The organism is Pseudomonas akapageensis (assembly GCF_011355085.1).
In the GTDB taxonomy this organism is placed as follows: domain Bacteria; phylum Pseudomonadota; class Gammaproteobacteria; order Pseudomonadales; family Pseudomonadaceae; genus Aquipseudomonas; species Aquipseudomonas akapageensis.
Window position 1 is genome coordinate 100,774 of sequence record NZ_VXCP01000005.1, and the last position, 25,678, is coordinate 126,451.

Genomic DNA, 25,678 nt, shown 5'->3' on the forward strand with positions numbered 1-25,678 from the left:
GTCAGGCCTTGATGCAATCGACGGTATAGATCCGCCCTTGCTCCAGCTCTTCATGCTGCAGACCATGCACGTCGGCAAAGAAACCTGGAAAACAGGTGTCGAACGTCCGGGCGAAGGCCAGGTAGTCGATGATCGAGCGCGTGGCTTCGGTAAACCGCTCCCCCGGCATGATCAGCGGTATACCGGGTGGGTAGGGTACCAGCATCACGGCGGCCACGCGCCCGAGCAAGCGGTCGATCGGCACGGCCTCGACTTCGCCGCGCACCAGTTTGTCGTAGGCATCGGCCGGCTTCATGACCACTTCCGGCAAGGTCGTGTACATGTGCTTGAGGTGCCTGGCCGTGGCATTGCAGCGGTAGCAGGCGTGCAACTGGTCGCAGAGATCGCGCAGGCCCAGGCCCTGATAACGCGCCGGGTCCAGGCGTGCCACACAGGGCAGGCTTTCGAGTAGATCCACATTGCCATCGTAGCTGCGCTTGAACTCCAGCAGCTCAGTCAACAGCGTGCTCCATTTGCCCTTGGTGATGCCCATCGAAAACAACACCAGAAACGAATACAGGCCGGTCTTTTCGACAACCAGGCCGCGTTCCCAGAGGAACTTGCTGACCACCGCTGCCGGAATGCCATGTTCACTCAAGGAGCCGTCGGCACTCACGCCGGGCATGACCAGTGTCACCTTGATCGGGTCGAGCAAGACGTAGTCTTCGGTGACGTCGCCAAAGCCGTGCCATTGGGCCTGGGGCTGCAGCAGCCAGTCTTCGGTCGCCACCCGGTTGATGCCTTCCACCAGCGGTGGCTGCCAGATACTGAACCACCAGTCGCCAGGCGCCAGATGTTCGCGCAAGTTGGCCAGGGCGCGGCGAAAGCTCAGGGCCTCATCGAACATTTCCTGCAACAGCGATCGCCCGGGCGGCCCTTCCATCATGGCCGAGGCGACATCCAGCGAGGCAATGATGCTGTACTGCGGCGAGGTCGAGATGTGCATCATGAAGGCTTCGTTGAAACGATCCCGGTCCAGCTGACGAGCGCCGCCATCCTGGACATGGATCATCGAAGCCTGGCTGAAGGCCGCCAGCAACTTGTGGGTGGAATGGGTGGTGAACACCAGCGGGCTGTCGGGGCTGCGCGAGGTGCACATGCCATAGCGCCCGGCAAAAAATTCGTGAAAGGCCGCGTAGGCGTACCAGGCCTCATCGAAATGCAGCACCTCGACGCTGTTGCCCAGCATCTGCTTGATCAATTCGGCGTTGTAGCACAGGCCGTCATAGGTGGAGTTGGTCACCACGGCCATCTTGACCTTGGGCGCACGCCCCTTGGTCAGCGGGTTGGCCTCGATCTTGGCGCGGATCGATTCCGGGCTGAATTCGCTGAGCGGGATCGGCCCGATGATCCCCAGCTCATTGCGCTCCGGGCACATGAACAACGGAATGGCGCCGGTCATGATGATCGCATGCAGGACCGATTTGTGGCAGTTGCGGTCGACCAGCACCAGGTCGTCACGGCCAACCATGGCGTGCCAGACGATCTTGTTGGCAGTCGAGGTGCCATTGATCACGAAAAAGGTATGATCGGCGCCGAAATTGCGCGCAGCGCGCGCTTCGGCTTCTTTGAGGGGGCCGGTATGGTCGAGCAGCGAGCCGAGTTCCGGCACCGAGACCGAGAGGTCCGAACGCAGAGTGTTCTCGCCGAAAAACTGATGGAACGCCTGCCCTACCGGGCTCTTGCGATAAGCCACGCCACCGCCGTGGCCAGGCGTGTGCCAGGAATAATTGGACTGCGCCGTGTGCTGGACCAGCGCCTTGAAAAAGGGAGGCAACAGGCCGTCCAGGTAATTGCGCGCCGCCCTGGCGACCTGCCGGGCGAGAAAGGGTACGGTGTCTTCGAACAGGTAGAGAATCCCGCGCAACTGGTTAAGCTCGCTCATGGCATCGGCCGGAGCGTTCTCCAGGGTGACCTGCTCACCCAGGGCAAAGATCGGCAGATGTGGCGCCCGGACCCGTGCCAGGCGGATCAGCTCGACCATGTTTTGCAACAGATGGACATTTTCCCCGGCACCTTCGGCGGCGATCAGCATGCAGGCCAGGCCATGATGGGTCGAGGCGACCAGGCGCCCTTCGGCATAGTCGACCGCCGGCAGAATGGTGAAACCTTCCTGCTCCAGCTCCCGCGCGATACCCCGCACCCGCTCGCCGGCGACACTGTCGGCCTTGATGTCGCGGTGGACGATGAGGATGGGGAATTTCAGATCCTTGTACATGAGCAACAACGCCCTGAAACGGCAGACATGGTCGGCCTATGGTTTCAGGGTAGAAGCTCGATGCCGCTCACGCGCAGGTTCTTTTGCTTCTCGTTCCCACGCTCCGCGTGGGAATGCAGGGAAAGACGCTCCTGCGTCGACCTGCCGAAGCGCGACGCGGAGCGTCACGGGGGGCATTCCCACGCAGAGCGTGGGAACGAGAGCGGTATGCTTCAGGCCTGCGCCTGCGCTTCCTGCAACTGCACCCAAAGCGGCGGCCCACCGGCCGACTTGGCAATGGCTTCCATGCGCGCGGCATGCTCGGCCAGCTCGCTTTCGCTGGCACGGATGATCCGCGTCAGCGCACGATCGGCCGGCAGGCGGCGGATTTCGCTGCCTTGGCTGCTGGAGCCCTCGCCCGCGCCATCGCTGCTGTTACCCGCCAACGACAGGCTGGTCTGCCCGCCGGTCATGGTCAGGTAAACGTCGGCGAGAATCTCGGAGTCGAGCAAGGCGCCGTGCAGCTCACGCCCGGAGTTGTCCACGCCATAGCGCTTGCACAGCGCATCAAGGCTGTTGCGCTGCCCTGGATGGCGTTCACGGGCCATCAACAGGGTGTCGAGGATGCTGCAGTGGCGGGTGATGTCGGCCCGGTCATGCTGACCCATCAGGGCGAATTCGTTGTTGATGAAACCAACGTCGAACGCCGCGTTATGGATGATCAGCTGCGCGCCCTGGATGAACTCGAAGAATTCCTCGGCGACTTCGGCAAAGCGCGGCTTGCCCACCAGAAACTCGTTGGTGATACCGTGAACGCCGATGGCGCCCTCGTCACTTTCGCGATCCGGTTGCAGGTAAACGTGAAAATGCCGGCCGGTCAGGCGCCGGCCCATCAGCTCGACACAGCCAATCTCGATGATCCGGTGACCATCGGTGACCGGCATACCGGTGGTTTCGGTATCGAGTACTACACTACGCATGCTTGATTCCCCTCACTTCATCCACGCCCCGATTGGCCAACTGATCGGCACGCTCGTTGCCATGGTGCCCGGTATGGCCACGCACCCACTTCCAGGTCACCTGATGCCGCCCGACCTGTTCGTCCAGCTGCTGCCACAGGTCGGCGTTCTTCACCGGTTGCTTGGCCGCGGTTTTCCAGCCGCGCTTCTTCCAGTTGACCATCCACTCGTTGATGCCTTTCATGACATATTCGGAGTCGGTCACCAGCAGCACGTCGCAGGCGCGCTTGAGCTCTGCCAGACCGCGGATGGCGGCGGTCAGCTCCATGCGGTTGTTGGTGGTTTCCCGCTCGCCACCCCAGAGTTCTTTCTCGACCCCCTTGCACACCAGCAGGGCCCCCCAGCCGCCTACGCCGGGATTACCCTTGCAGGCGCCATCGGTGTAGATCTCGACGCTATCGCTCATTCAACACTTTTCCATCAATAATTGCCGGGCGATCACTGCTCGGAGTGACGCCGATTGACCTTGGCCATCGGCAACGGCAGGAGTTTGCCCATGGGTTCGCGGCGGGGTTGGCGCAACGGCCGCAAACCGACCACCAGCTTGCGCGCCACTAAAATATAGAAACCACCGCCGGCACTTTGCCAGCTTGTGGCCATGCGCTCCCAACCCTCCAGGCGTGTCTGCCAGGCCGGCGAAGCAAGCGGCGGACGATAGCACCCGAAGCGCCGTTTCTCCAGCGCAAAGCCAAGCAAGTTGAGCCAGTCGCCGACCCTGGAAGCGGAAATACAGCGGGCCTTGCGCAAGGCATCGTGGGCAAACACATGGCGCAGGCCCCAGGCGCTCCAGGGGTTGATGCCAACGATCAGCAGATGCCCGCCGGGACGCACGCTGCTGGCAGCCTCACGCAACAGGCCGTGGGGTGACAGGCTGAAATCCAGGCCATGCTGCAGCACCACCACATCGGCGGCATGCTCGCTCAAGGGCCAGGCCTGCTCTTCACAGACGATTTCCACGCCCGGCAACGGCGCACCCAGACGCACATTGCGCTGCACCTGCCGGGCCTTGGGCGGCGGCTCGGCGCCGGGGCCGTAATGCACCAGATAACCGCCAAAGAAACGGCCCAGCTCTTCTTCAAGCAGTCGTTGTTCTTCGTGCAGCAACAGCTGCCCCAAGGGTCCGGCAAACCAGTCTCGTGCCAGGCTGATCAGTTCCAGCCAGTCAGGATCCGCCTGTGCGAACGCTTTATCGGTCATTGCAGCCTCCTAGCCGAGGTTCACCTGAAACCTCATAGGCTCTAAGATGCACCATTGTCTCTCGCTTGGCGAACTGCACCATGATACAGATCGATGCCCTGCCCGCTTTCAACGACAACTACATCTGGTTGTTACAAGACACTGCACGCAAACGCTGTGCGGTGGTCGATCCAGGCGATGCGCAACCGGTGCTGGACTGGCTGGCGGAACACGGCGACTGGCAGCTCAGTGACATTCTGATCACCCATCACCACAACGATCACGTCGGTGGGGTCAAGCAACTGAAAAGCGCCACAGGCGCCCGGGTCTATGGCCCTGCGGCGGAAAACATCCCGGCGCGCGATGTCGCCTTGAACGACAACGACCGCGTCAGCGTGCTGGATCTGGAATTCCGGATCATTGCCGTGCCCGGTCACACCCTGGGCCACATCGCCTACTACCATGAGCGGACACCAGCGCCTTTGCTGTTCTGCGGCGACACCCTGTTCGCCGCCGGTTGTGGCCGCCTGTTCGAAGGGACGCCGGCGCAGATGCACGCCTCCCTGAGTCGCCTGGCCGCACTGCCGGACACCACGCTGATCTACTGCACCCATGAGTACACCCTGAGCAATCTGCGCTTTGCCCAGGCAGTGGAACCCCACAATCCGCAAGTTACCCAACGCTTCGCCGACGTTACACGTTTGCGGAATGATAATCGCATCACGTTACCTTCCAATTTAGCCCTGGAAAAGGCGACGAATCCGTTTCTGCGCACCGGTGAAACATCTGTTAAAGAAAAAGTAGACGAACGGACTGACCGGTCAAACCCCGATCCGACCTCTGTTTTTGCTGGGTTGCGGGCTTGGAAAGATACGTTCTAAACAGCTTCTGCTGGTTCCTGAAAGTTCTGAATGGTTGACCGTAAGAGGGCCGCTTTCTAGAATCGGCCGACATTTTCGCCCGGAACTTTTTTCCAGCCAATGTCGTCCCCTATACGCAAAACCTTCAATCCAGTCGCACTGGCGCGCTTGGCACAAGTCACCGCGCTCGCCCTGACGGCCACTCTGGTCGGCTGTCAGAGCACCAGTCATGTCCCGGATTCGGAGAGTATTCGGGCGCATAACCTTGCGGCGCGAAACAAGCAGAAGCCCATCATTCTAACGCAAAAGCCTGCCCAGCCTCCGCAGGATGTCTGGGAGCGCATACGCCAGGGCTACAAGTTGCAGGAAGGGCTGGGCGTCAATCCGCGCATCGAGCAGCAGCGCCTGTGGTTCGCCAGCAACCCGTCCTTTCTCGAAGGCGCCGGCGATCGCGGCAGCCTGTACATCCACTACATCGTCGAGCGTCTCGAAGAGCGCGACATGCCGCTGGAACTGGCCCTGCTGCCAGCCATCGAAAGCGCCTACAACCCGATGGCGTATTCGCGCAGCCACGCCGTGGGCCTGTGGCAGTTCGTCCCCGCCACCGGACGTTATTACAACCTGCGTCAGACCAATATGTATGACGGCCGTCGCGACATCACCGCCTCGACCAACGCTGCACTCGATTACCTGACGCGCCTGCACGACATGTTCAACGGCGACTGGCTGCTGGCCCTGGCGGCCTACAATGCCGGCGAAGGCACTGTCAGCCGGGCCATCGAACGCAATGAAAGGCTCGGCCTGCCGACCGACTACTGGAACCTGCCCCTGCCACAGGAAACCCGCGACTACGTGCCCAAGTTGCTGGCCCTGTCCCAGGTGGTCCTGACGCCGGAAGCCTACGGTGTCAACCTCAACCCGATTGCCAACGAACCCTACTTCGAAGTGGTCGAGATCAACGACCGCCTGGACCTTTCGCGGGTAGCGGAACTGGCCCAGATCGACGAGGACGAGCTGGTCCAGCTCAACCCGGCCTACAAGAAGCGCGTGACGGTCGATGGTCCCCAGCAACTGCTGGTACCCACCGCCAAGGCGCAATTGCTGACCAATAGCCTCTCGAACATGAAACCTGAGGAACTGTTGAGCCTCAAGCCCAAGCAACGGGTGTTCGAGGAAGTGGCCAGCCAGGCTCCAGCGGCCATCACCGTCAAGCGCAGCTACCGGGTCAGACCGGGTGACAACCTGACCTCGATTGCCCGGGCCAACAAGGTCGACGTCAAGGACCTGCAACACTGGAACAACCTGTCCGGCAAAAGCCTCAAGACCGGCCAGACCCTGGTCATGCAGGACACCAGCGCCAGCAACAGCGACAGCGACAGCGACAAGAAGACCACCCAGTACAAGGTACAAAAAGGCGATACGCTGTTCCTGGTCGCCAAACGCTTCAACGTCGAAATGCAGCATCTCAAGCGCTGGAACCCTCGCAGCGGACACGCACTCAAGCCCGGCCAGACACTGACCGTCTACCTGCCGCATTGATCGGATACCCTGGCCATTGCGCATCACCCCCGGCCAGGGCGTTGATTACCCTGCACCCCACGCTTCAGAGCGCTCTTTTTCCTGCGGATACAAGCTGTTACTGTAGCCGCAATAAAGCCCAAGCCGCCTGGATCGGATCTCTGACTTGATGCGTCCCCTCCTCCTGCTGTCACTCAGCCTGGCCTTGAGCTTTGATGCGAACGCAACAATCATCGAAAGCCATGGTTACGCGCAGTTCGGCACGCTCAAGTATCCGGCCAGGTTCACCCATTTCGACTGGGTCAATCCCGAGGCGCCCAAGGGCGGCACCTTGAGGGCGATGGCATTCGGCACCTTCGACACGCTCAACCCTTACACCTTCAAGGGCACCAGCCCGGTACAGACGCCGAACTTCCTGCAATACGGCGCCACTGAGCTCAACGAAACCCTGATGGTCGGCACCGGCCAATACGATCCTTCCGGCGATGAACCGGCTTCCAGTTATGGGTTGATCGCCCAATCCGTGGAATACAGCGAAGATCGCAGCTGGGTCGTCTTCAATCTGCGGCCCCAGGCGCGTTTTCACGATGGCGTGCCCATTACCGCTGCCGATGTGGCGTTTTCCTATCGCACACTGCTCAAGGAAGGCCACCCGCTTTACCGCACCAACCTGCAGGAGGTGCAGCGGGTCGACGTCCTCAATGCCCACCGGATCCGCTTCGTCTTCAAGCGCACCGGTAATCCATTGCTTATCCTGCGCCTGGGTGAACTGCCGGTTCTGCCCCGCCATTACTGGAAAGACCGCGACTTCAAGGCCACCACCTTCGTGCCCCCTCTGGGCAGTGGCCCCTACCGCATCAGCGAAGTCCAGCCGGGCCGGCGCCTGGTGTTCGAGCGCGTCAAGGACTGGTGGGGCAAGGACCTGGCGGTGAACCGCGGCAAATACAACTTCGACCGGGTCGAAGTGGAGTTCTATCGCGACAGTGATGTGGCCTTCGAAGCCTTCAAGGCCGGCGAATTCGATATCTACATCGAGCATCAGGCCAAGAACTGGGCCAATGGCTATGACTTCCCTGGGGTACGGCGCGGCGAGGTGATCAAGGCGCAGATCCCGCACAAGATCCCGACCCAGACCCAGGGCCTGTTCATGAACAGCCGCAGGGCGACCTTCAGCGACCCGCGGGTGCGCCAGGCGCTGGGGCTCATGTTCGACTTCGAGTGGACCAATCGCACCCTGTTCAGCGGCGCTTACCAGCGCGCCATGAGCTATTACCCCAATAGCGAGTTCGCCGCTACCGGGCTGCCGACAGGACGCGAATGGTTGCTCCTGTCGAGCGAGCGCAATCAGTTGCCGGCCAGCCTGCTCACCCAGCCGTTCAGTGTCAGCCAGACCGAAGGCCGTGGCATACCGCGCGAAACCCTGCGCCGCGCCCTCGGGCTGCTCGCCGAGGCTGGCTGGAAACTGTCCGGGCAACGCCTGCTCAACAGCAAGGGCCAACCCCTGCGCATGGAAATCCTGCTGGTCAATCCGAATCTGGAGCGGATTCTGCAACCTTATGTCGAAAATCTCGCCACTATTGGCATTGATGCACGCTTGCGCACTGTCGACCGGGCCCAGTACAAACAACGACTCGATCAATTCGATTTTGACATGATTCTGATGACGCTCAATCAGACGCTCAGCCCCGGCCTGGAACAATGGCAATATTTCCATTCCAGCCAGGCAACGACCAAGGGCAGCAAAAACTATGCGGGCGTCGCCAACCCTGTGGTCGATCATCTGCTCGAACAATTGCTCGGCGCCCAGAGCCGCGACGAGCAAGTCGCGGCCACGCGCGCGCTGGACCGCGTGCTGCTGTCACAGCACTACATGATTCCCAACTGGTACCTCAATTCTCACCGCCTGGCGTACCGCAACCGGTTCGCCTTCGTGACCACGCCTCCCTATACCCTGGGTTTGAGCGCATGGTGGATGAAGCCTTCGGAGAAAGCTCAATGATGCTCTTGCGCGACCTGCGCCTGTCAGCCTGTGGTTTGCTGCTGGCCTGCCTGGCCGGTCTGGCCCATGCCGCACCGCAACACGCCGTCACCCTGTACAACGAAGCCCCGAAGTATCCCGCCGACTTCACGCACTTCGACTACGTCAATCCCGACGCACCGAAGGGCGGCACCTTCCGCCAGGCCGGATTCGGCGGCTTCGACAGCCTCAACCCGTTCATCAACAAGGGCGTGCCGGCCGACGACATCGGCCTGATCTACGACACCCTGACCCGCCAGAGCCTGGATGAGCCCTTCACCGAATACGGCCTGGTGGCCGCCGGGATCGAAAAAGCCCCGGACAACAGCTGGGTGCGTTTCTACCTGCGTCCCGAGGCGAGCTTTCACGACGGCCACCCCATACGCGCCGATGATGTGGTATTCAGCTTCCAGACCCTGATGAAAAACGGCGCACCGCTGTACCGCGGCTACTACGCTGACGTCGACGAAGTGGTGGCCGAGGACCCGTTGCGGGTGCTGTTCAAGTTCAAGCACAGCAACAACCGTGAGCTGCCGTTGATCCTGGGGCAGCTGCCGGTCCTGCCCAAGCACTGGTGGGAAAGCCGTGATTTCAGCAAGGGCAACCTGGAAATTCCGCTGGGCAGCGGCCCCTACAAGGTCACCTCGGTCAAGGCCGGTCGCTCGGTCCGCTATGAGCGGGTCAAGGACTATTGGGGCAAGGACCTGCCGATCAATCGCGGCTTCTACAACTTCGATGTCATGACCACCGATTACTTTCGCGACAATACCGTGGCCCTGGAAGCGCTCAAGGCCGGGCAGTTCGATTACTGGCTGGAAATGAGCGCGAAGAACTGGGCGAACGCCTATGACACCCCGGCCGTACGCGAAGGCCGGCTGATACGCGAGCAGATCGCCAATGGCAACCCGACCGGCATGCAAGGCTTCGTCTTCAACCTGCGCCGCCCGGTGTTCCAGGATGTGCGGGTGCGCGAGGCCTTGAGCCTGCTGCTGGATTTCGAATGGACCAACAAGCAGCTGTTCAGCGGCGCCTATACCCGTACCAGCAGCTATTTCGAGAACTCGGAGATGGCGGCCAGCGGGTTGCCGGACAAGGATGAATTGAAGATTCTCGAGCCCTTGCGCGGCAAGATTCCGGCGCAAGTGTTCGAAAAGCCCTTCGAGAACCCGGTCACCGATGGCAGCGGCATGATCCGCGCCCAGCAACGCAAGGCCTATCAGTTGCTGCAGGAAGCCGGTTGGCGCATCGTCGACGACAAGATGGTCGACGCCCAGGGCAAACCTGTTTCGATCGAGTTTCTGCTGGCCCAGCCCGAGTTCGAGCGGGTACTGCTGCCGTTCAAGCGCAACCTTTCGGACCTCGGCATCGACCTGGTGATTCGCCGCGTGGACGTCTCCCAGTACATCAACCGCCTGCGTTCCCGGGATTTCGACATGATCGTCGGCAGCTTCCCGCAGTCCAACTCCCCAGGTAACGAACAACGCGAATTCTGGCAATCGTCCAGCGCCGACAACCCCGGCAGCCGCAATTACATCGGCCTGCGCGATCCAGCCATCGACAGCCTGGTCGAGAGCCTGATCAATGCCGATTCGCGGCAGGACCTGATAGCCCATGCGCGTGCCCTGGATCGCGTTCTGCTCTCGGGCTATTACCTGATCCCCAACTGGCACATCAAGACCTGGCGCGTGGCCTTCTGGGACCATATCGGCCATCCAAAGGTCGCGCCCAAATACGACGTAGGTATCAATACCTGGTGGATAAAGCCCGATGCCAAGCCTGCCGTGATACCCGAATCTGCACCTGCAGAACAAGCCGAGTCCGCGAGCATGGAGCAATAAGATGCTGGCATACATACTCCGGCGACTGCTGCTGATCATACCGACGCTGTTCGGCATCCTGATCATCAACTTCCTGATCATCCAGGCCGCGCCCGGCGGCCCCGTGGAACAGGCGATCGCCAAGCTTGAGGGCTTCGAAGGCGCCACCAGCCGGATCGCCGGCGGCGGTGCCGAAGTCTCGGTAGCCGGTTCCGCCTATCGCGGTGCCCAAGGCCTGGACCCGGCCCTGGTCAAGGAAATCGAACGCATGTACGGTTTCGACAAGTCGGCCCCCGAGCGCTTGTGGATCATGATCAAGAACTACGCCAGCCTGGATTTCGGCGACAGTTTCTTTCGCGATGCCAAGGTCATCGACCTGATCATCGAGAAAATGCCGGTGTCGATTTCCCTGGGGTTGTGGAGCACCCTGATCATGTACCTGGTGTCGATCCCCCTGGGAATCGCCAAGGCCACCCGGCATGGCAGCCATTTCGACGTCTGGACCAGTTCGGCGATCATCGTCGGCTACGCCATCCCGGCCTTCCTGTTCGCCATCCTGTTGATCGTGGTGTTTGCCGGCGGCAGCTACTTCGACTGGTTCCCTTTGCGCGGGCTGACGTCCAACAATTTCGACGAACTGACCCTGGGCGGCAAGATCCTCGACTACTTCTGGCACCTGGCCCTGCCGGTCACGGCGCTGGTGATCGGCAACTTCGCGACCATGACCCTGCTGACCAAAAACAGCTTCCTCGACGAAATCAACAAACAGTACGTGATCACCGCACGGGCCAAGGGCCTCGGCAAGAACGGCGTGCTCTACGGCCACGTTTTCCGTAACGCCATGCTGCTGGTCATCGCCGGTTTTCCGTCGGCGCTCATGGGCATTTTCTTTACCGGCTCGCTGCTGGTGGAAGTCATCTTCTCCCTCGACGGGCTGGGCCTGATGAGCTTTGAAGCCGCCATCAACCGCGACTATCCGGTGGTGTTCGGTACACTGTTCATCTTTACCCTGTTGGGCCTGGTGGTGAAACTGATCGGCGACCTGACCTACACCCTGGTCGATCCACGTATCGACTTTGCAAGCCGGGAGCATTGAGATGAACCTGTCCCCTCTCAATCGCCGCCGCTTCGAACTGTTCAAGGCCAACAAGCGCGGCTGGTGGTCGCTGTGGCTGTTCCTGATCCTGTTCGGTCTGAGCCTGGGCGCCGAACTGATCGCCAACGACAAGCCCCTGGCCGTGCGCTACGACGGCCAATGGTATTTCCCGGCGCTCAAGCGCTATCCGGAAACCACCTTCGGTGGCGAGTTCCCCCTCGAAGCCAATTACAAGAGCCCGTACATCCGCGAGCTGCTGGCGGCCAAGGACAGCTGGACCCTGTGGGCGCCGATCCCGTTCAGTTACCAGAGCATCAACTACGACCTGAAAGTCCCCGCCCCCGGGCCACCCTCGGCGCAAAACTGGCTGGGCACCGATGACCAGGGCCGGGATGTACTGGCCCGGGTCATCTATGGCTTTCGCATCTCGGTATTGTTCGCCCTGACCCTGACCGCGCTCAGCTCCATCATTGGCGTGATCGCCGGGGCCCTGCAGGGTTACTACGGCGGCTGGGTGGATCTGGCCGGGCAACGCTTCCTGGAGGTCTGGTCGGGTCTGCCGGTGCTGTACCTGCTGATCATTCTGGCCAGCTTCGTGCAGCCGAACTTCTGGTGGCTGCTGGGGATCATGCTGCTGTTTTCCTGGATGAGCCTGGTCGATGTGGTGCGCGCCGAGTTCCTGCGGGGGCGCAATCTGGAATATGTCCGCGCCGCGCGTGCGCTGGGCATGCAGAATGGTGCGATCATGTTCCGGCATATACTGCCCAACGCCATGGTCTCGACCATGACGTTCATGCCGTTTATCCTCACCGGCGCGATCGGCACCCTGACCGCGCTGGACTTCCTGGGCTTCGGCCTGCCGCCGGGCGCGCCATCGCTGGGCGAACTGGTGGCACAGGGCAAATCCAACCTGCAGGCCCCCTGGCTTGGCATCAGCGCCTTTGCCGTGCTGGCCTTGATGCTGAGCCTGCTGGTGTTTATCGGCGAGTCCGCCCGCGACGCCTTCGACCCGAGGAAATAACATGAATCACGAAAATTTGATCGAAGTTCGTGACCTCGCCGTCGAATTCACCAGCGGCGAGCAAATACAGCGTGTGGTCGAAGGGGTCAGTTTCGATATCCGTCGCGGCGAGACCCTGGCCCTGGTCGGCGAAAGCGGCTCGGGCAAGTCGGTGACCGCCCACTCGATACTGCGCCTGCTGCCCTACCCGCTGGCACGGCACCCCTCCGGCACCATCAGCTACGGCAACCGCGACATGCTGACCCTGGGCGAAAGGCAGATGCGCCACATCCGTGGCAATCGCATCGCCATGATTTTCCAGGAGCCGATGACGTCGCTGAACCCGCTGCACAATATCGAAAAGCAGATCAACGAAATTCTCACCCTGCACAAGGGGCTGCGTGGCAAGGCGGCGACCCGGCGCACCCTGGAATTGCTCGAACTGGTCGGTATTCCCGAGCCGCACAAGCGCCTCAAGGCCCTGCCCCACGAGCTGTCCGGCGGGCAACGGCAACGGGTGATGATCGCCATGGCGCTGGCCAACGAGCCGGAGCTGTTGATCGCCGACGAGCCAACGACGGCCCTCGATGTCACCGTGCAGTTGAAAATCCTCGAGCTGCTCAAGCAATTGCAGGCCCGCCTGGGCATGGCACTGCTACTGATCAGTCACGATTTGAACCTGGTCAAAAGAATTGCACACCGAGTATGTGTCATGCAGCGCGGTCGCATCGTCGAACAAGCGTCTTGCGAAGAACTGTTCCGTGCGCCGCAGCATCCGTACACCCAGATCCTGCTCGGGGCCGAACCCAGCGGCAAGCCGGCCGACAACGTCGTTGGCCCGCCAGTGCTGGAAGTCGAGGACCTGCGAGTGTGGTTCCCGATCAAAAAGGGGTTGCTGCGCCGGACGGTCGATTATGTGAAAGCGGTGGACGGCATCAACTTCAGCCTGCCCCAGGGCCAGACCCTGGGCATTGTCGGCGAGAGTGGTTCGGGCAAGTCCACCCTGGGGTTGGCGATCCTGCGGCTGCTGGGCAGCCAGGGCGCCATCCGCTTTCAAGGAAAAACGCTAGACTGCCTGACGCAACAACAGGTTCGACCGTTGCGCCGGCAGATGCAGGTGGTTTTCCAGGATCCCTACGGCAGTCTCAGCCCGCGCATGTGTGTGAGCGAGATTGTCGGCGAAGGCTTGCGTATCCATCGCATCGGCACGGAGGCCGAGCAGGAACAGGCCATTATCGCGGCGCTCAAGGAGGTAGGCCTGGATCCGGAAACCCGGCATCGCTACCCTCATGAGTTTTCCGGAGGGCAACGGCAGAGGATCGCCATTGCCCGGGCATTGGTGCTGAAACCGGCGCTGATACTGTTGGACGAGCCCACATCGGCGCTCGACCGCACAGTGCAGCGCCAAGTGGTGGAGCTACTGCGTTCACTGCAGAAAAAGTACAACCTGACCTACTTGTTCATCAGCCATGACCTGGCTGTGGTCAAGGCGCTGAGCCACCAGTTGATGGTGGTCAAGCAAGGCAGGGTTGTCGAACAAGGTGCGGCGCAAACTGTCTTCGCCAATCCGCAACATCCATATACACAGCAGCTGCTGGAAGCCGCTTTTCTGGTTCCAACAGCTGTCGATTAACCTGAAGAGGAACAACACATGGGTTTTCTCGCCGGTAAGCGCGTACTGATCGTCGGTGTCGCCAGTAAACTGTCCATCGCATCCGGCATCGCTGCCGCCATGCATCGCGAGGGTGCAGAACTTGCCTTCACTTATCAGAACGACAAGCTCAAGGGTCGTGTCGAAGAGTTCGCGACAGGCTGGGGCTCGGGTCCGGAATTGTGCTTCCCCTGTGACGTTGCCAGCGATGAAGAAATCGCCAAGGTCTTCGAAGAACTGAGCAAGAAGTGGGACGGCCTGGACGTGATCGTTCACTCCGTTGGCTATGCTCCGGGCGATCAGCTGGACGGCGACTTCACCGACGCCACCACCCGTGAAGGCTTCCGCATCGCTCACGACATCAGCGCCTACAGCTTCGTGGCACTGGCCAAGGCCGGTCGCGAAATGATGAAAGGCCGCAACGGCAGCCTGCTGACCCTGTCGTACCTGGGCGCCGAGCGCACCATGCCGAACTACAACGTGATGGGCATGGCCAAGGCCAGCCTGGAAGCCGGTGTGCGTTACCTGGCCGGCAGCCTGGGCCCGGAAGGCACCCGCGTCAACGCCGTCTCGGCAGGCCCGATCCGCACCCTCGCGGCATCCGGCATCAAGAACTTCCGCAAAATGCTGGCCGCCAACGAAGCGCAAACCCCTCTGCGCCGTAACGTGACCATCGAGGAAGTCGGCAACGCCGGCGCATTCCTCTGCTCGGACCTGGCGTCGGGCATCAGCGGCGAGATCATGTACGTGGACGGTGGTTTCAATACCACTGCCATGGGCAACATCGAAGAGTGATTGCTTCGTTTAAATGAAAAAAGGCCGCGATATTTTCGCGGCCTTTTTGTTTCCTCGCTCCCACGCTCCGCGTGGGAATGCCTCTCCTGACGCTCTGCGTCCATTTGCTGCGCGTCTGCCACTGCATTCCCACGCGGAGCGTGGGAACGAGGAAGATACTGGCAAAAAAAAGGCCGCATCAGCGGCCTTTTCTTTCAATCGCAGATCACCTTAGTAACGGGTGATATCCGCCTTGGCTTCCAGCTGCTTGCGGTACGCCGCGAAGTCCTGCTGGCCGGCACGCGAGGCCAGGAAGCGGCGATAAGCGCCCTTCTCCTCATCGGTAGCCGCCGAGCCTTCGTTAACGCCGTTCAGGCGCAGTACCACGAAGCTGCCATCGGCCAGCGTGACGCTGCCGTAGGTTGGCTTGTCCTTGGCTTCAGGCTTGGCCATGCGGAACAGCGCCTGCAGCTCGGCCGGGTCGATACCGTCCTGGTTGCGGGTGACCGCTTCCAGCACTTTCCAGTCCTGACCGTCCTGGCTCTTGGCCAGAGCGACCTTGCCGTCGCGAAGCCCTGCTATCAGCGCCTCGCCCCTGGTCTGGACGGCTGCACTGGCGTGCTCCTTGGCCAGTTGGGTGCGGATGTTCGCAGAGACACTTTCCAGCGGCAGTTGCGCCGGTTTCAGATGCTCTTTGACGCGGATCACGACCACGGTTTCCGGATCGAGTTCGATACCCGCGCTGTTGGAGCCCTCCTCCAGCACTTCAGGGCTGAACGCGGCCTGGATCACGGCACGATTGGCAGTGATGCCTTCGCCGCCCTCACGACCGAACGCCGGTGAAGTATGCACCTTCAGGTTCAGCTCCTGAGCCGGCTGCGCCAGATCCGAAGCTTCGAACGCGGAGTCTTCCAGTTGCTTGGTCGCCTCGACGAAACGCTGCTCGACCTGCTGGGTCTTCAGCTCGCGCGTCAGCTTGTCCTTCAGGCTGGCAAAGGTTGGAACCTGTGGTGCTTCCACGCCCAACAGCTTGATCAGGTGCCAGCCGTAGGGAGTCTTCACCGGAGCCGAAACCTGGTCCTTGTTCAGCGCATACAGAGCCGTTTCGAAGTCCGGATCATAGACGCCCGGGCCCGCGAAACCGAGGTCGCCGCCGTTGTTGGCAGAACCCGGGTCCTGGGAGAACTCCTTGGCCAGCGTGGCGAAATCTTCGCCTTTGGCCAGGCGCTGTTGCAGCTCCTCGATTTTGGCCTTGGCCTGGGCATCACTCATCTTGTCGTTGACTTCGATGAGGATGTGCGCCGCACGACGCTGTTCTGCCAGGCTGCCAATTTCTTTCTGGTAGCTGGCCTGCAGCTCGTCGTCATTGACCGAGACCTGATCGAAGAACGAAGACTTCTTGAGCTCCAGATAGTCGATCACCACCTGATCGGGGCTCATGAACTCCTTGGCGTGCTCGTCGTAGTGAGCCTTGATCTCTTCGTCAGTGACCTTGGCCAGAGCCGGGTCTGCCTTGAAGGTCAGCGAGGCGAAATCACGGGTCTGTTTCTCCAGGCGAGCGAAGGCTTCAACCTGCGCGTCGGTGACGAAGCCACTGCCAGCCAGACCGGCACGCAGCTGGCCGATCAGCATTTCCTGAGCCAGCATCTGGCGGAATTGCATCCGGCTGTAGCCCATCTGACGGATAACCTGGTCGAAACGCTCAGGACTGAACTTGCCGTCGACCTGGAATTCCGGCGTTTGCAGGATCAATTGATCCAGCGCCTGCTCGGAGAAGGAGAATTTTGCATCCTGGGCGCCTTGCAGCAAAAGCTTGCGATCGATCAGCCCCTTCAGAGCGGCTTCGCGCAGCAGCTTTTCATCGAGCAAGGCAGGATCGAAGTCCTTGCCCAACTGCTGCATCAGCTGACGACGTTGCATGTCGACAGCCTGGCTCAGTTCGGTCTGGCTGATCGTGTCGCCATTGACCTTGGCCGCATCCTGGCTGTGGGTGGTGGCCTTGAAGATGGCATCAAAGCCGGTCAGTGCCATCAAAACCACGATGACGCCGATGATAGTCTTGGCAATCCAACCTTGTGAATTGTCCCTGATATTCTGCAGCATGCGTCCCCCGAAAACGGTCGTACTGATTAAGCAACCGCGGAGAGTGGGTGGAATCCGGATAGAAGAAAGGCGCATCCATGGATGCGCCTTCTCGTAACTGGCGGAGCGGACGGGAGTTTGAACCCCAGACTCTCGGTGTTACAGGTCGGCATGGACCGGACTGCACTACCGCTCCGCTGCCAAGCCAGGAATAAACCTGACCCGGATAAGCATAAGCCTGAAAAAGCTAACTTAGTTGACAGCTTCTTTAAGTGCTTTACCAGCTTTGAAACCTGGCTTTTTAGCCGCTGCGATTTCCAGCGTCTTGCCAGTCTGAGGGTTACGGCCTACGCGAGCAGGACGATCGGTCACAGAGAACGTACCGAAACCAACCAGTACCACGGAGTCGCCAGCCTTCAGAGCGCCGGTGACGGATTCGATGACTGCGTCCAGCGCACGGCCAGCAACAGCTTTCGGGATGTCAGCAGATGCGGCGATAGCATCAATCAGTTCCGACTTGTTCACTCTAAGTCCCCTTATATCTATATTGAGTTTGTTTCTAAATGTATGTGAAAGCAAAAAAAACGTGCGCGGGTTGGCTTGCTTACACTTTATAGAGCCGCTTTATAACAAGGGCTCTAAAAAGCTGTCAAGGAAGCCCACCCAGACAAATGCGTACTAGTGCGTGCTGATTCTTTCTTTCGAATCGGACTCGCGCTTTTCATCCTTTGCGACAATCTCGGGAGCCACATCAGGCAAGGGCTCTGGGGCGTATTGCAGCGCAATTTGTAGGACTTCGTCAATCCATTTAACGGGTTTAATCTGTAGATCCTGTTTGATGTTGTCAGGAATTTCTTTCAAATCGCGCACATTCTCTTCCGGAATGATAACCGTCTTGATCCCACCGCGATGAGCGGCCAGCAGTTTTTCCTTCAAACCACCAATGGCCAACACTTGTCCTCGCAGGGTAATTTCACCGGTCATGGCCACATCCGCCCGCACCGGAATCCCCGTCAAGGCCGATACCAGTGCCGTGCACATGCCTACGCCTGCGCTGGGGCCGTCTTTGGGCGTTGCCCCTTCCGGCATATGGATGTGGGTGTCGCGCTTCTCGTGGAAGTCCGGAGGGATGCCCAGGCTCTTGGCACGGCTGCGCACCACCGTCAGCGCGGCAGTGATTGATTCGACCATGACGTCGCCCAGGGAACCTGTCTTGATCAACTGCCCCTTGCCCGGCACCACCGCCGCCTCGATGGTCAGCAACTCACCACCGACCTGGGTCCAGGCAAGCCCGGTAACCTGGCCGATCTGATCCTGCTGCTCAGCCAGGCCATAGCGGAATTTGCGCACACCAAGGAAATGTTCGAGCGAATCGGCCGTCACGGTGACCGTGAAATGCTTGTCACGGGCATGCTCCTTGACCACCTTGCGGCACACCTTGGCAATCTGCCGCTCCAGCCCCCGCACGCCCGCTTCACGGGTGTAGTAACGGATGATGTCGCGGATCGCCGAGGTTTCGAATTCCAGCTCGGTCTTTTTCAGGCCATTGGCCTGAATCTGCTTGGGTGACAGGTACTTGACCGCAATGTTGATCTTCTCGTCTTCGGTGTAACCGGGCAGACGAATCACCTCCATCCGGTCGAGCAGTGCCGCCGGGATATTCATCGAGTTGGAGGTGCAGAGGAACATCACGTCAGACAGGTCGTAGTCGACTTCCAGGTAGTGATCGTTGAAGTTGTGGTTCTGCTCCGGATCGAGCACCTCGAGCAGTGCCGAAGCCGGATCGCCACGCATGTCGCTGCCCATCTTGTCGATTTCATCGAGCAGGAACAGCGGGTTGCGCACGCCCACTTTCGTCATCTTTTGAATCAATCGGCCCGGCATCGAACCGATGTAGGTCCGCCGGTGACCACGAATCTCGGCCTCGTCACGCACGCCGCCCAGGGCCATGCGCACGAACTTGCGGTTGGTAGCGTGGGCAATCGATTCCGCCAGCGAGGTTTTACCGACACCCGGTGGACCGACCAGGCACAGCACCGGCCCGCGAATCTTTTTCACGCGCTTTTGCACGGCGAGGTATTCAAGGATGCGCTCCTTGACCTCTTCCAGACCGTAGTGGTCGGCATCGAGGATGTCTTCGGCACGCGCCAGGTCCAGACGGACCTTGCTCTGAGCCTTCCACGGCACCTGGACCAGCCAATCGATGTAGGAACGCACCACAGTCGCTTCAGCCGACATTGGCGACATCTGCTTGAGCTTGTTCAGCTCGGCGATGGCCTTGGCCAGGGCGTCCTTGGGCAGCCCGGCAGCGTCGATGCGCTTTTTCAGGTCTTCGACTTCGTTGTGGCCTTCGTCGCTGTCGCCGAGTTCCTTCTGAATGGCTTTCATCTGCTCATTCAGGTAGTACTCGCGCTGGCTGCGCTCCATTTGTTTTTTCACGCGGCCGCGGATGCGCTTCTCGACCTGCAACAGGTCGATTTCGGCATCCAGCAAGGCGAGCACGTGCTCGACCCGTGCCGACAGGTCGATGATTTCGAGAATTTCCTGCTTCTGCTCGATCTTCAGCGCCATGTGTGCGGCCATGGTGTCGACCAGGCGGCCCGGCTCATCGATACTGTTGAGCGAAGACAGGACTTCGGCCGGGACTTTCTTGCCCAGCTGAACATATTGTTCGAATTGCGACAGCAGACTGCGAACGAAGACTTCCGATTCGCGATCAGGCGCCGGGGCCTCTTCGATCAGGGCGACCTGCGCCCGGCAATGGCCTTCGACTTCGATAAAACGTTCGACCGTGCCACGCTGCTCACCCTCGACCAGCACCTTGACGGTACCGTCAGGCAGTTTCAGTAATTGCAAAACAGTGGCAATGGTGCCGACACGATACAAAGCGTCTTCACCAGGATCATCATCAGCAGGATTTTTCTGCGCCAGCAGAAGGATCTGCTTTTCGCCAGTCATCGCGGCCTCGAGGGCTTCGATGGACTTCTCGCGCCCCACGAACAGCGGGATAACCATATGCGGATACACAACGACATCACGCAATGGCAGGAGAGGCAATTCGATGGTTGTCTTCATGATTTCGCCTCTACAGCGGCCTTTTGGCCGTAAGACAGATGGAATTTGAGCTTGGAGTTAATGTGGGGGTAGCCCCGCAAAAAAACAAGCACTACGACAGGAAAAGCAAAAGGGGCCCGAAGGCCCCCTTGTTTATTCCAGACGCATCACGACTCAGGCGTCAGGTGCGACCTTGGCTGGCGGCTCGCTGTTTTCGTAGATCAACAGCGGCTTGGACGAGCCTTCGATGACGCTCTCGTCGATCACCACTTTGCTGACTTCCGCTTGCGAAGGGATCTCGTACATGGTGTCGAGCAGGACGCCTTCGAGAATCGAACGCAGGCCACGGGCACCGGTCTTGCGCTCCAGCGCGCGACGAGCCACCGACTTGAGCGCATCGCTGCGGAACTCGAGGTCGACGCCTTCCATCTCGAACAGCTTGGCGTATTGCTTGGTCAGGGCGTTTTTCGGTTCGGTGAGGATCTGCATCAAGGCAGCCTCATCGAGCTCGTCCAACGTCGCCAGAACCGGCAGACGACCCACGAATTCCGGGATCAGACCGAACTTGACCAGATCGTCAGGCTCGACTTCACGCAGCGACTCGCCGACTTTCTTGCCTTCCTGCTTGCTGCGAACTTCAGCGTTGAAGCCGATGCCGCCGCGGGTGGAACGGTTCTGGATGACCTTTTCCAGGCCCGAGAACGCACCACCGCAGATGAACAGGATGTTGCGCGTATCGACCTGCAGAAACTCCTGCTGAGGATGCTTGCGACCACCCTGGGGCGGTACCGAGGCGACAGTGCCCTCGATCAGCTTCAGCAAGGCTTGCTGCACCCCTTCCCCGGAAACGTCGCGGGTAATCGAAGGGTTGTCGGACTTGCGCGAAATCTTGTCGATTTCATCGATGTAGACAATGCCCATCTGGGCCTTTTCCACGTCGTAATCACACTTCTGCAGCAGCTTCTGAATGATGTTTTCCACGTCTTCGCCCACATAACCGGCTTCGGTCAGCGTGGTGGCGTCGGCGATGGTGAACGGTACGTTCAGCAGACGAGCGAGGGTCTCGGCGAGCAAGGTCTTGCCCGAGCCCGTAGGCCCGATCAGCAGGATGTTGCTCTTGCCGAGTTCGACGTCGTCGTTTTTCTTGTCGCGTTGGTTCAGGCGCTTGTAGTGGTTGTAGACCGCTACCGCCAATACTTTCTTAGCGCGTTCCTGGCCAATTACATATTGGTCCAGAATGCCGCTGATTTCTTTCGGCGAAGGCAATTTATGCGCGCTGCTTTCGGCCTGGGCTTCCTGCACCTCCTCACGGATGATGTCATTGCACAGGTCGACGCACTCGTCGCAGATAAAGACCGAGGGGCCGGCAATCAATTTGCGTACTTCATGCTGGCTTTTGCCACAGAAGGAGCAATAGAGCAGTTTGCCGTTGTCCTCGCCGTTGCGGGTGTCAGTCATTCGATCGATCCAATCCGGTAGGCTTGCAACACAAGATGAAGGCAATTGCGGGCTTTTTCAAGTCCACAGGTGGTCGGTTCGCCCAACCACCTGCTTTTGCGCTGCTTAGGCAGACATTTGACGCTTCTCGAGCACCGAGTCGATGAGGCCGTATTCGGCCGCGCGCTGAGCGCTCATGAAGTTGTCGCGATTTGTGTCCTGCTCGATCTGTTCGATCGATTGGCCGGTGTGGAACGCCAGCAATTCGTTCAGACGCGAACGAATGGAGAGGATTTCCTTGGCATGGATGTCGATATCCGACGCCTGGCCCTGGAAACCGCCCAACGGCTGGTGAATCATCACCCGCGAATTCGGCAGGCAGAAACGCTTGCCCTTGGCGCCGCCAGCCAGCAGGAATGCACCCATGCTGCAGGCCTGGCCAATGCAGGTAGTGGAAACGTCCGGCTTGATGAACTGCATGGTGTCGTAGATCGACATGCCCGCCGTCACCGAACCGCCTGGTGAGTTGATGTAGAGATGGATGTCCTTGTCCGGGTTTTCCGCTTCAAGGAACAGCAATTGCGCGGCAACCAGATTGGCCATGTAATCCTCTACCGGGCCGATCAGGAAGATCACCCGCTCCTTCAAGAGGCGCGAGTAGATGTCGTAGGCGCGTTCGCCACGAGCGGATTGCTCGATAACCATCGGGACCAGACCGCCTGCGGCCTGGATGTCAGAGCTCTGCTGAATATAAGAATTGCGGGACATGTCCTGCACTCACTCCCAAATAGTCATGTCTTGAATACGCATAAGCCAGCGCGAAGGCTGGCTTATGGTGTTTTTCCTACGAGAGAAAAAATCAGTCGGCTTGTGGCGCTTGCACCGGCTTGATCGCTTCTTCGTACGAGACCGATTTGTCGGTCACAGTAGCTTTCTGCAGAACAGTATCCACAACTTGCTCTTCCAGCACAACCGAACGGACTTCGTTCAATTGCTGGTCGTTTTTGTAGTACCAGTTAACGACTTGCTCAGGCTCCTGGTAGGCCGAGGCCATTTCCTGGATCATCTCGCGAACGCGAGCTTCGTCTGGCTTGAGTTCGTTCTGCTTGACCACTTCAGCGACGATCAGGCCCAGCACGACGCGGCGCTTGGCTTGCTCTTCGAACAGCTCGGCCGGCAGTTGCTCAGGCTTGATGTTGCCACCGAATTGCTGGACGGCTTGAACGCGCAGGCGGTTCACTTCGTTTTCCAGCAGTGCTTTTGGCACTTCGATCGGGTTGGCAGCCAGCAGGCCGTCCATCACCTGGTTCTTGATCTTGGTCTTGATCGCCTGACGCAGTTCACGCTCCATGTTCTTGCGAACTTCGGCGCGGAAACCGTCCAGACCGGTTTCCTTGATGCCGAATTGAGCGAAGAACTCTTCGTTCAGCTCAGGCAGCTTCGGCTCGGAAACGCTGTTGACGGTAACGGTGAACTCGGCGGCCTTGTTGGCCAGGTCCAGGTTCTGGTAGCCCTCGGGGAAGGTCAGGTTCAGAACGCGCTCTTCACCAGCCTTGGCGCCGACCAGGCCGTCTTCGAAGCCCGGGATCATGCGACCGGAACCCAGCACCAGCTGAGTACCCTTGGCCGAACCACCGGCGAACACTTCACCGTCGACCTTGCCGACGAAATCGATGTTCAGCTGGTCTTCGTTCTGGGCGGCGCGATCGGTCGCTTCAAAACGGGTGTTCTGCTTGCGCAGGACTTCCAGCATGTTGTCCAGGTCGGCGTCCGCCACTTCGGCGCTCAGGCGCTCGACAGCGATGGATTCGAAACCGGCGACAGTGAACTCGGGGAACACTTCGAAGGTTGCGACGAATTCCAGGTCCTTGCCCTTCTCCAGCACTTTAGGCTCGACCGAAGGAGCACCCGCCGGGTTCAGCTTCTGCTCGACGATGGCTTCGTAGAACGAAGACTGGATCACGTCGCCCACGGCCTCTTGACGCGCGTCAGCTTCGTAACGCTGACGAATGACGCTCATTGGCACCTTGCCAGGACGGAAGCCTGCAATCTTGGCCTTTTGGGCTGTCTGCTGCAGACGCTTGTTGACTTGAGTCTCAATGCGCTCAGCAGGCACGGTGATGCTCATGCGGCGCTCAAGAGCAGAAGTATTTTCAACAGAAACTTGCATGGATATTCCTCGTTGCACAGACGTTAGCCGGCCATTTCCGACACAGATCAAGGGCAAGCATTCTAGTGGGTCAAACGCAAGAAGTCACCCTACTCGAACAGCCCGAAAAATGAAGGGTACGCCAGCGGTGATTTACAGGGCAAAAACCCAACGAAAAAAGGCGCCGGATCCTGGATCCGGCGCCTTTTCGAGATATGGGGTGGACGATGGGGATCGAACCCACGACAACAGGAGTCACAATCCTGTGCTCTACCAACTGAGCTACGCCCACCATAACAACTTTGTAACCTTTGCTTACCTGGGCGACACACCCGGCAAACCTTTCAAATGGTGCGGACGAAGAGACTCGAACTCTTACAGCTTGCGCCGCTGGAACCTAAATCCAGTGTGTCTACCAATTTCACCACGTCCGCATTTGAAGCTTTTTAAAGCAAAGGCGCCAGATTGTTCATCAGGCGCCTTTTTCGAATATGGGGTGGACGATGGGGATCGAACCCACGACAACAGGAGTCACAATCCTGTGCTCTACCAACTGAGCTACGCCCACCATATTGCAATGCAGCATTACTTGTGCCAAAGCTGCCTTATGGCGCACCCGGCAGGACTCGAACCTGCGACCATCCGCTTAGAAGGCGGATGCTCTATCCAGCTGAGCTACGGGCGCTTATTTAAGGACCTGCCCGACAAGTGCGACGAATGTTATAGACGACCGGTAGGTGCGTCAACCGATTTCTAAAAAAAATTCATTTAATTAAAGGGCTTAGCTGAATTCACGGACCAAGCGCCTTTGCCCTGCGTCCATGACATGCGAGAATGCGCGATCTTATTCACTTCCTCTCGATGGTTAATCACGCGTCATGACTGCACAACTTATCGACGGCAAGGCGATCGCCGCTAGCCTGCGCCAGCAGATCGCCCAACGTGTCGCCGAGCGTCGCCAGCAAGGTTTGCGCACTCCAGGCCTCGCGGTGATTCTGGTCGGCAGCGACCCGGCCTCCCAGGTTTATGTCTCGCACAAGCGTAAAGACTGTGAAGAAGTCGGCTTTCTATCCCAGGCCTTCGACCTGCCCAGCGCCACCACGCAGGAAGAATTGACCGGCCTGATCGATCGCCTGAACGATGATCCGAACATCGACGGTATCCTGCTGCAACTGCCCCTGCCCGAGCACCTGGACGCGTCCAGGCTGCTGGAACGCATCCGTCCGGACAAGGACGTCGATGGTTTCCATCCTTACAACGTCGGCCGCCTGGCCCAGCGCATCCCGCTGCTGCGGCCCTGCACGCCAAAAGGCATCATCACCTTGCTCGAAAGCACCGGTCAGGACCTGTACGGCATGAATGCCGTGGTCGTCGGCGCCTCGAACATCGTTGGCCGCCCGATGGCAATGGAACTGCTGCTGGCCGGTTGCACGGTGACCGTGACCCATCGCTTCACCAAGGATCTGGCCGGCCATGTCGGCCGCGCCGACCTGGTGGTCGTGGCTGCCGGCAAGCCGGGGCTGGTCAAAGGCGAGTGGATCAAGGAAGGCGCCATCGTCATCGACGTCGGCATCAACCGCCAGGAAGATGGCAAGCTGGTCGGTGATGTGGTGTTCGAAACCGCCTTGCCGCGCGCTGGCTGGATTACGCCGGTGCCGGGTGGCGTGGGGCCGATGACCCGTGCGTGCCTGCTGGAAAATACCTTGTATGCGGCTGAGACCTTGCATGCCTGAGTGATCTGCGGCCGCCTTGCGGCCGATCGCTGGCAAGCTGAACTGGCCTAATAATTCCG

19 protein-coding genes and 4 tRNA genes are annotated in these 25,678 nt (G+C 59.7%); 9 read left to right on the forward strand and 14 right to left on the reverse strand.

What is annotated here, in order from left to right; genetic code table 11:
- Position 1 precedes the first annotated feature (1 nt).
- The 4 genes from F2S13_RS05435 to F2S13_RS05450 all read right to left on the reverse strand — a co-directional run bounded on the left by F2S13_RS05435 (position 2) and on the right by F2S13_RS05450 (position 4,452).
- Positions 2–2,257, reverse strand: coding sequence for an Orn/Lys/Arg family decarboxylase (locus F2S13_RS05435; RefSeq protein ID WP_166359449.1), 2,256 nt, complete (start codon positions 2,255–2,257; stop codon positions 2–4).
- A 212-nt stretch (positions 2,258–2,469) separates the two neighbouring features.
- The gene (dnaQ, locus tag F2S13_RS05440) at positions 2,470–3,216 is read right to left on the reverse strand and encodes a DNA polymerase III subunit epsilon (RefSeq protein WP_166359450.1); all 747 of its coding nucleotides are present in this window, start codon (positions 3,214–3,216) and stop codon (positions 2,470–2,472) included.
- Complete coding sequence (rnhA, locus tag F2S13_RS05445; protein ID WP_166359451.1) at positions 3,209–3,661, reverse strand: ribonuclease HI; 453 nt, start codon at positions 3,659–3,661, stop codon at positions 3,209–3,211. The genes dnaQ and rnhA overlap by 8 nt, the downstream gene beginning before the upstream one ends.
- Before the next feature lie 32 nt (positions 3,662–3,693).
- Positions 3,694–4,452 (reverse strand): class I SAM-dependent methyltransferase, encoded by a 759-nt coding sequence (locus tag F2S13_RS05450; protein ID WP_166359452.1) that lies wholly within the window; start codon positions 4,450–4,452, stop codon positions 3,694–3,696.
- Positions 4,453–4,532: 80 nt separating this feature from the next.
- Between F2S13_RS05450 and gloB the strand changes: the two genes are divergently transcribed.
- From gloB to fabI, 8 genes are all read left to right on the forward strand, one after another.
- Positions 4,533–5,312 carry a hydroxyacylglutathione hydrolase gene (gene gloB / locus F2S13_RS05455; RefSeq protein ID WP_166359453.1) on the forward strand — a complete coding sequence of 260 codons (780 nt, stop codon included), beginning with the start codon at positions 4,533–4,535 and terminating at the stop codon, positions 5,310–5,312.
- Positions 5,313–5,411: 99 nt separating this feature from the next.
- The gene (locus tag F2S13_RS05460) at positions 5,412–6,830 is read left to right on the forward strand and encodes a lytic transglycosylase domain-containing protein (protein WP_166359454.1); all 1,419 of its coding nucleotides are present in this window, start codon (positions 5,412–5,414) and stop codon (positions 6,828–6,830) included.
- A gap of 148 nt (positions 6,831–6,978) precedes the next feature.
- The gene (locus F2S13_RS05465) at positions 6,979–8,808 is read left to right on the forward strand and encodes an extracellular solute-binding protein (protein WP_166359455.1); all 1,830 of its coding nucleotides are present in this window, start codon (positions 6,979–6,981) and stop codon (positions 8,806–8,808) included.
- A complete protein-coding gene (locus tag F2S13_RS05470) occupies positions 8,805–10,664 on the forward strand; it encodes an extracellular solute-binding protein (protein WP_166359456.1) in 1,860 nt (619 codons plus the stop codon). Before F2S13_RS05465 ends, F2S13_RS05470 begins: the two co-directional genes overlap by 4 nt.
- Position 10,665: 1 nt before the next feature.
- Positions 10,666–11,739, forward strand: coding sequence for a microcin C ABC transporter permease YejB (locus F2S13_RS05475; RefSeq protein WP_166359457.1), 1,074 nt, complete (start codon positions 10,666–10,668; stop codon positions 11,737–11,739).
- A 1-nt stretch (position 11,740) separates the two neighbouring features.
- On the forward strand, positions 11,741–12,760 hold the full coding sequence (locus F2S13_RS05480; RefSeq protein ID WP_166359458.1) for an ABC transporter permease: 1,020 nt from the start codon (positions 11,741–11,743) through the stop codon (positions 12,758–12,760).
- 1 nt (position 12,761) lies between these two features.
- Entirely contained in the window at positions 12,762–14,372 is a 1,611-nt protein-coding gene (locus tag F2S13_RS05485) for an ABC transporter ATP-binding protein (protein ID WP_166359459.1), read from the forward strand.
- Positions 14,373–14,390: 18 nt separating this feature from the next.
- Positions 14,391–15,185 carry an enoyl-ACP reductase FabI gene (fabI, locus tag F2S13_RS05490; RefSeq protein WP_166359460.1) on the forward strand — a complete coding sequence of 265 codons (795 nt, stop codon included), beginning with the start codon at positions 14,391–14,393 and terminating at the stop codon, positions 15,183–15,185.
- A 210-nt stretch (positions 15,186–15,395) separates the two neighbouring features.
- On the opposite strand, the gene F2S13_RS05495 is transcribed toward fabI, so the two are convergent.
- The 10 genes from F2S13_RS05495 to F2S13_RS05540 form a co-directional block, all read right to left on the reverse strand.
- The gene (locus F2S13_RS05495; protein ID WP_166359461.1) at positions 15,396–17,267 is read right to left on the reverse strand and encodes a SurA N-terminal domain-containing protein; all 1,872 of its coding nucleotides are present in this window, start codon (positions 17,265–17,267) and stop codon (positions 15,396–15,398) included.
- A gap of 231 nt (positions 17,268–17,498) precedes the next feature.
- The gene (locus tag F2S13_RS05500; RefSeq protein ID WP_166359462.1) at positions 17,499–17,771 is read right to left on the reverse strand and encodes an HU family DNA-binding protein; all 273 of its coding nucleotides are present in this window, start codon (positions 17,769–17,771) and stop codon (positions 17,499–17,501) included.
- A 153-nt stretch (positions 17,772–17,924) separates the two neighbouring features.
- On the reverse strand, positions 17,925–20,321 hold the full coding sequence (gene lon / locus F2S13_RS05505) for an endopeptidase La (protein WP_166359463.1): 2,397 nt from the start codon (positions 20,319–20,321) through the stop codon (positions 17,925–17,927).
- A 153-nt stretch (positions 20,322–20,474) separates the two neighbouring features.
- A complete protein-coding gene (gene clpX / locus F2S13_RS05510) occupies positions 20,475–21,758 on the reverse strand; it encodes an ATP-dependent Clp protease ATP-binding subunit ClpX (protein WP_166359464.1) in 1,284 nt (427 codons plus the stop codon).
- A gap of 105 nt (positions 21,759–21,863) precedes the next feature.
- Positions 21,864–22,505, reverse strand: coding sequence for an ATP-dependent Clp endopeptidase proteolytic subunit ClpP (gene clpP, locus F2S13_RS05515; RefSeq protein ID WP_166359465.1), 642 nt, complete (start codon positions 22,503–22,505; stop codon positions 21,864–21,866).
- A gap of 91 nt (positions 22,506–22,596) precedes the next feature.
- A complete protein-coding gene (tig, locus tag F2S13_RS05520; protein ID WP_166359466.1) occupies positions 22,597–23,907 on the reverse strand; it encodes a trigger factor in 1,311 nt (436 codons plus the stop codon).
- Positions 23,908–24,102: 195 nt separating this feature from the next.
- Positions 24,103–24,178: transfer RNA gene (locus F2S13_RS05525), tRNA-His, on the reverse strand.
- Between the two features lie 57 nt (positions 24,179–24,235).
- Positions 24,236–24,320 (reverse strand) — tRNA-Leu (locus F2S13_RS05530).
- Positions 24,321–24,378: 58 nt separating this feature from the next.
- Positions 24,379–24,454: transfer RNA gene (locus F2S13_RS05535), tRNA-His, on the reverse strand.
- Positions 24,455–24,494: 40 nt separating this feature from the next.
- Positions 24,495–24,571 (reverse strand) — tRNA-Arg (locus F2S13_RS05540).
- Between the two features lie 193 nt (positions 24,572–24,764).
- Between F2S13_RS05540 and folD the strand changes: the two genes are divergently transcribed.
- Positions 24,765–25,619 (forward strand): bifunctional methylenetetrahydrofolate dehydrogenase/methenyltetrahydrofolate cyclohydrolase FolD, encoded by an 855-nt coding sequence (gene folD / locus F2S13_RS05545; RefSeq protein WP_166359467.1) that lies wholly within the window; start codon positions 24,765–24,767, stop codon positions 25,617–25,619.
- Positions 25,620–25,678: the final 59 nt, after the last annotated feature.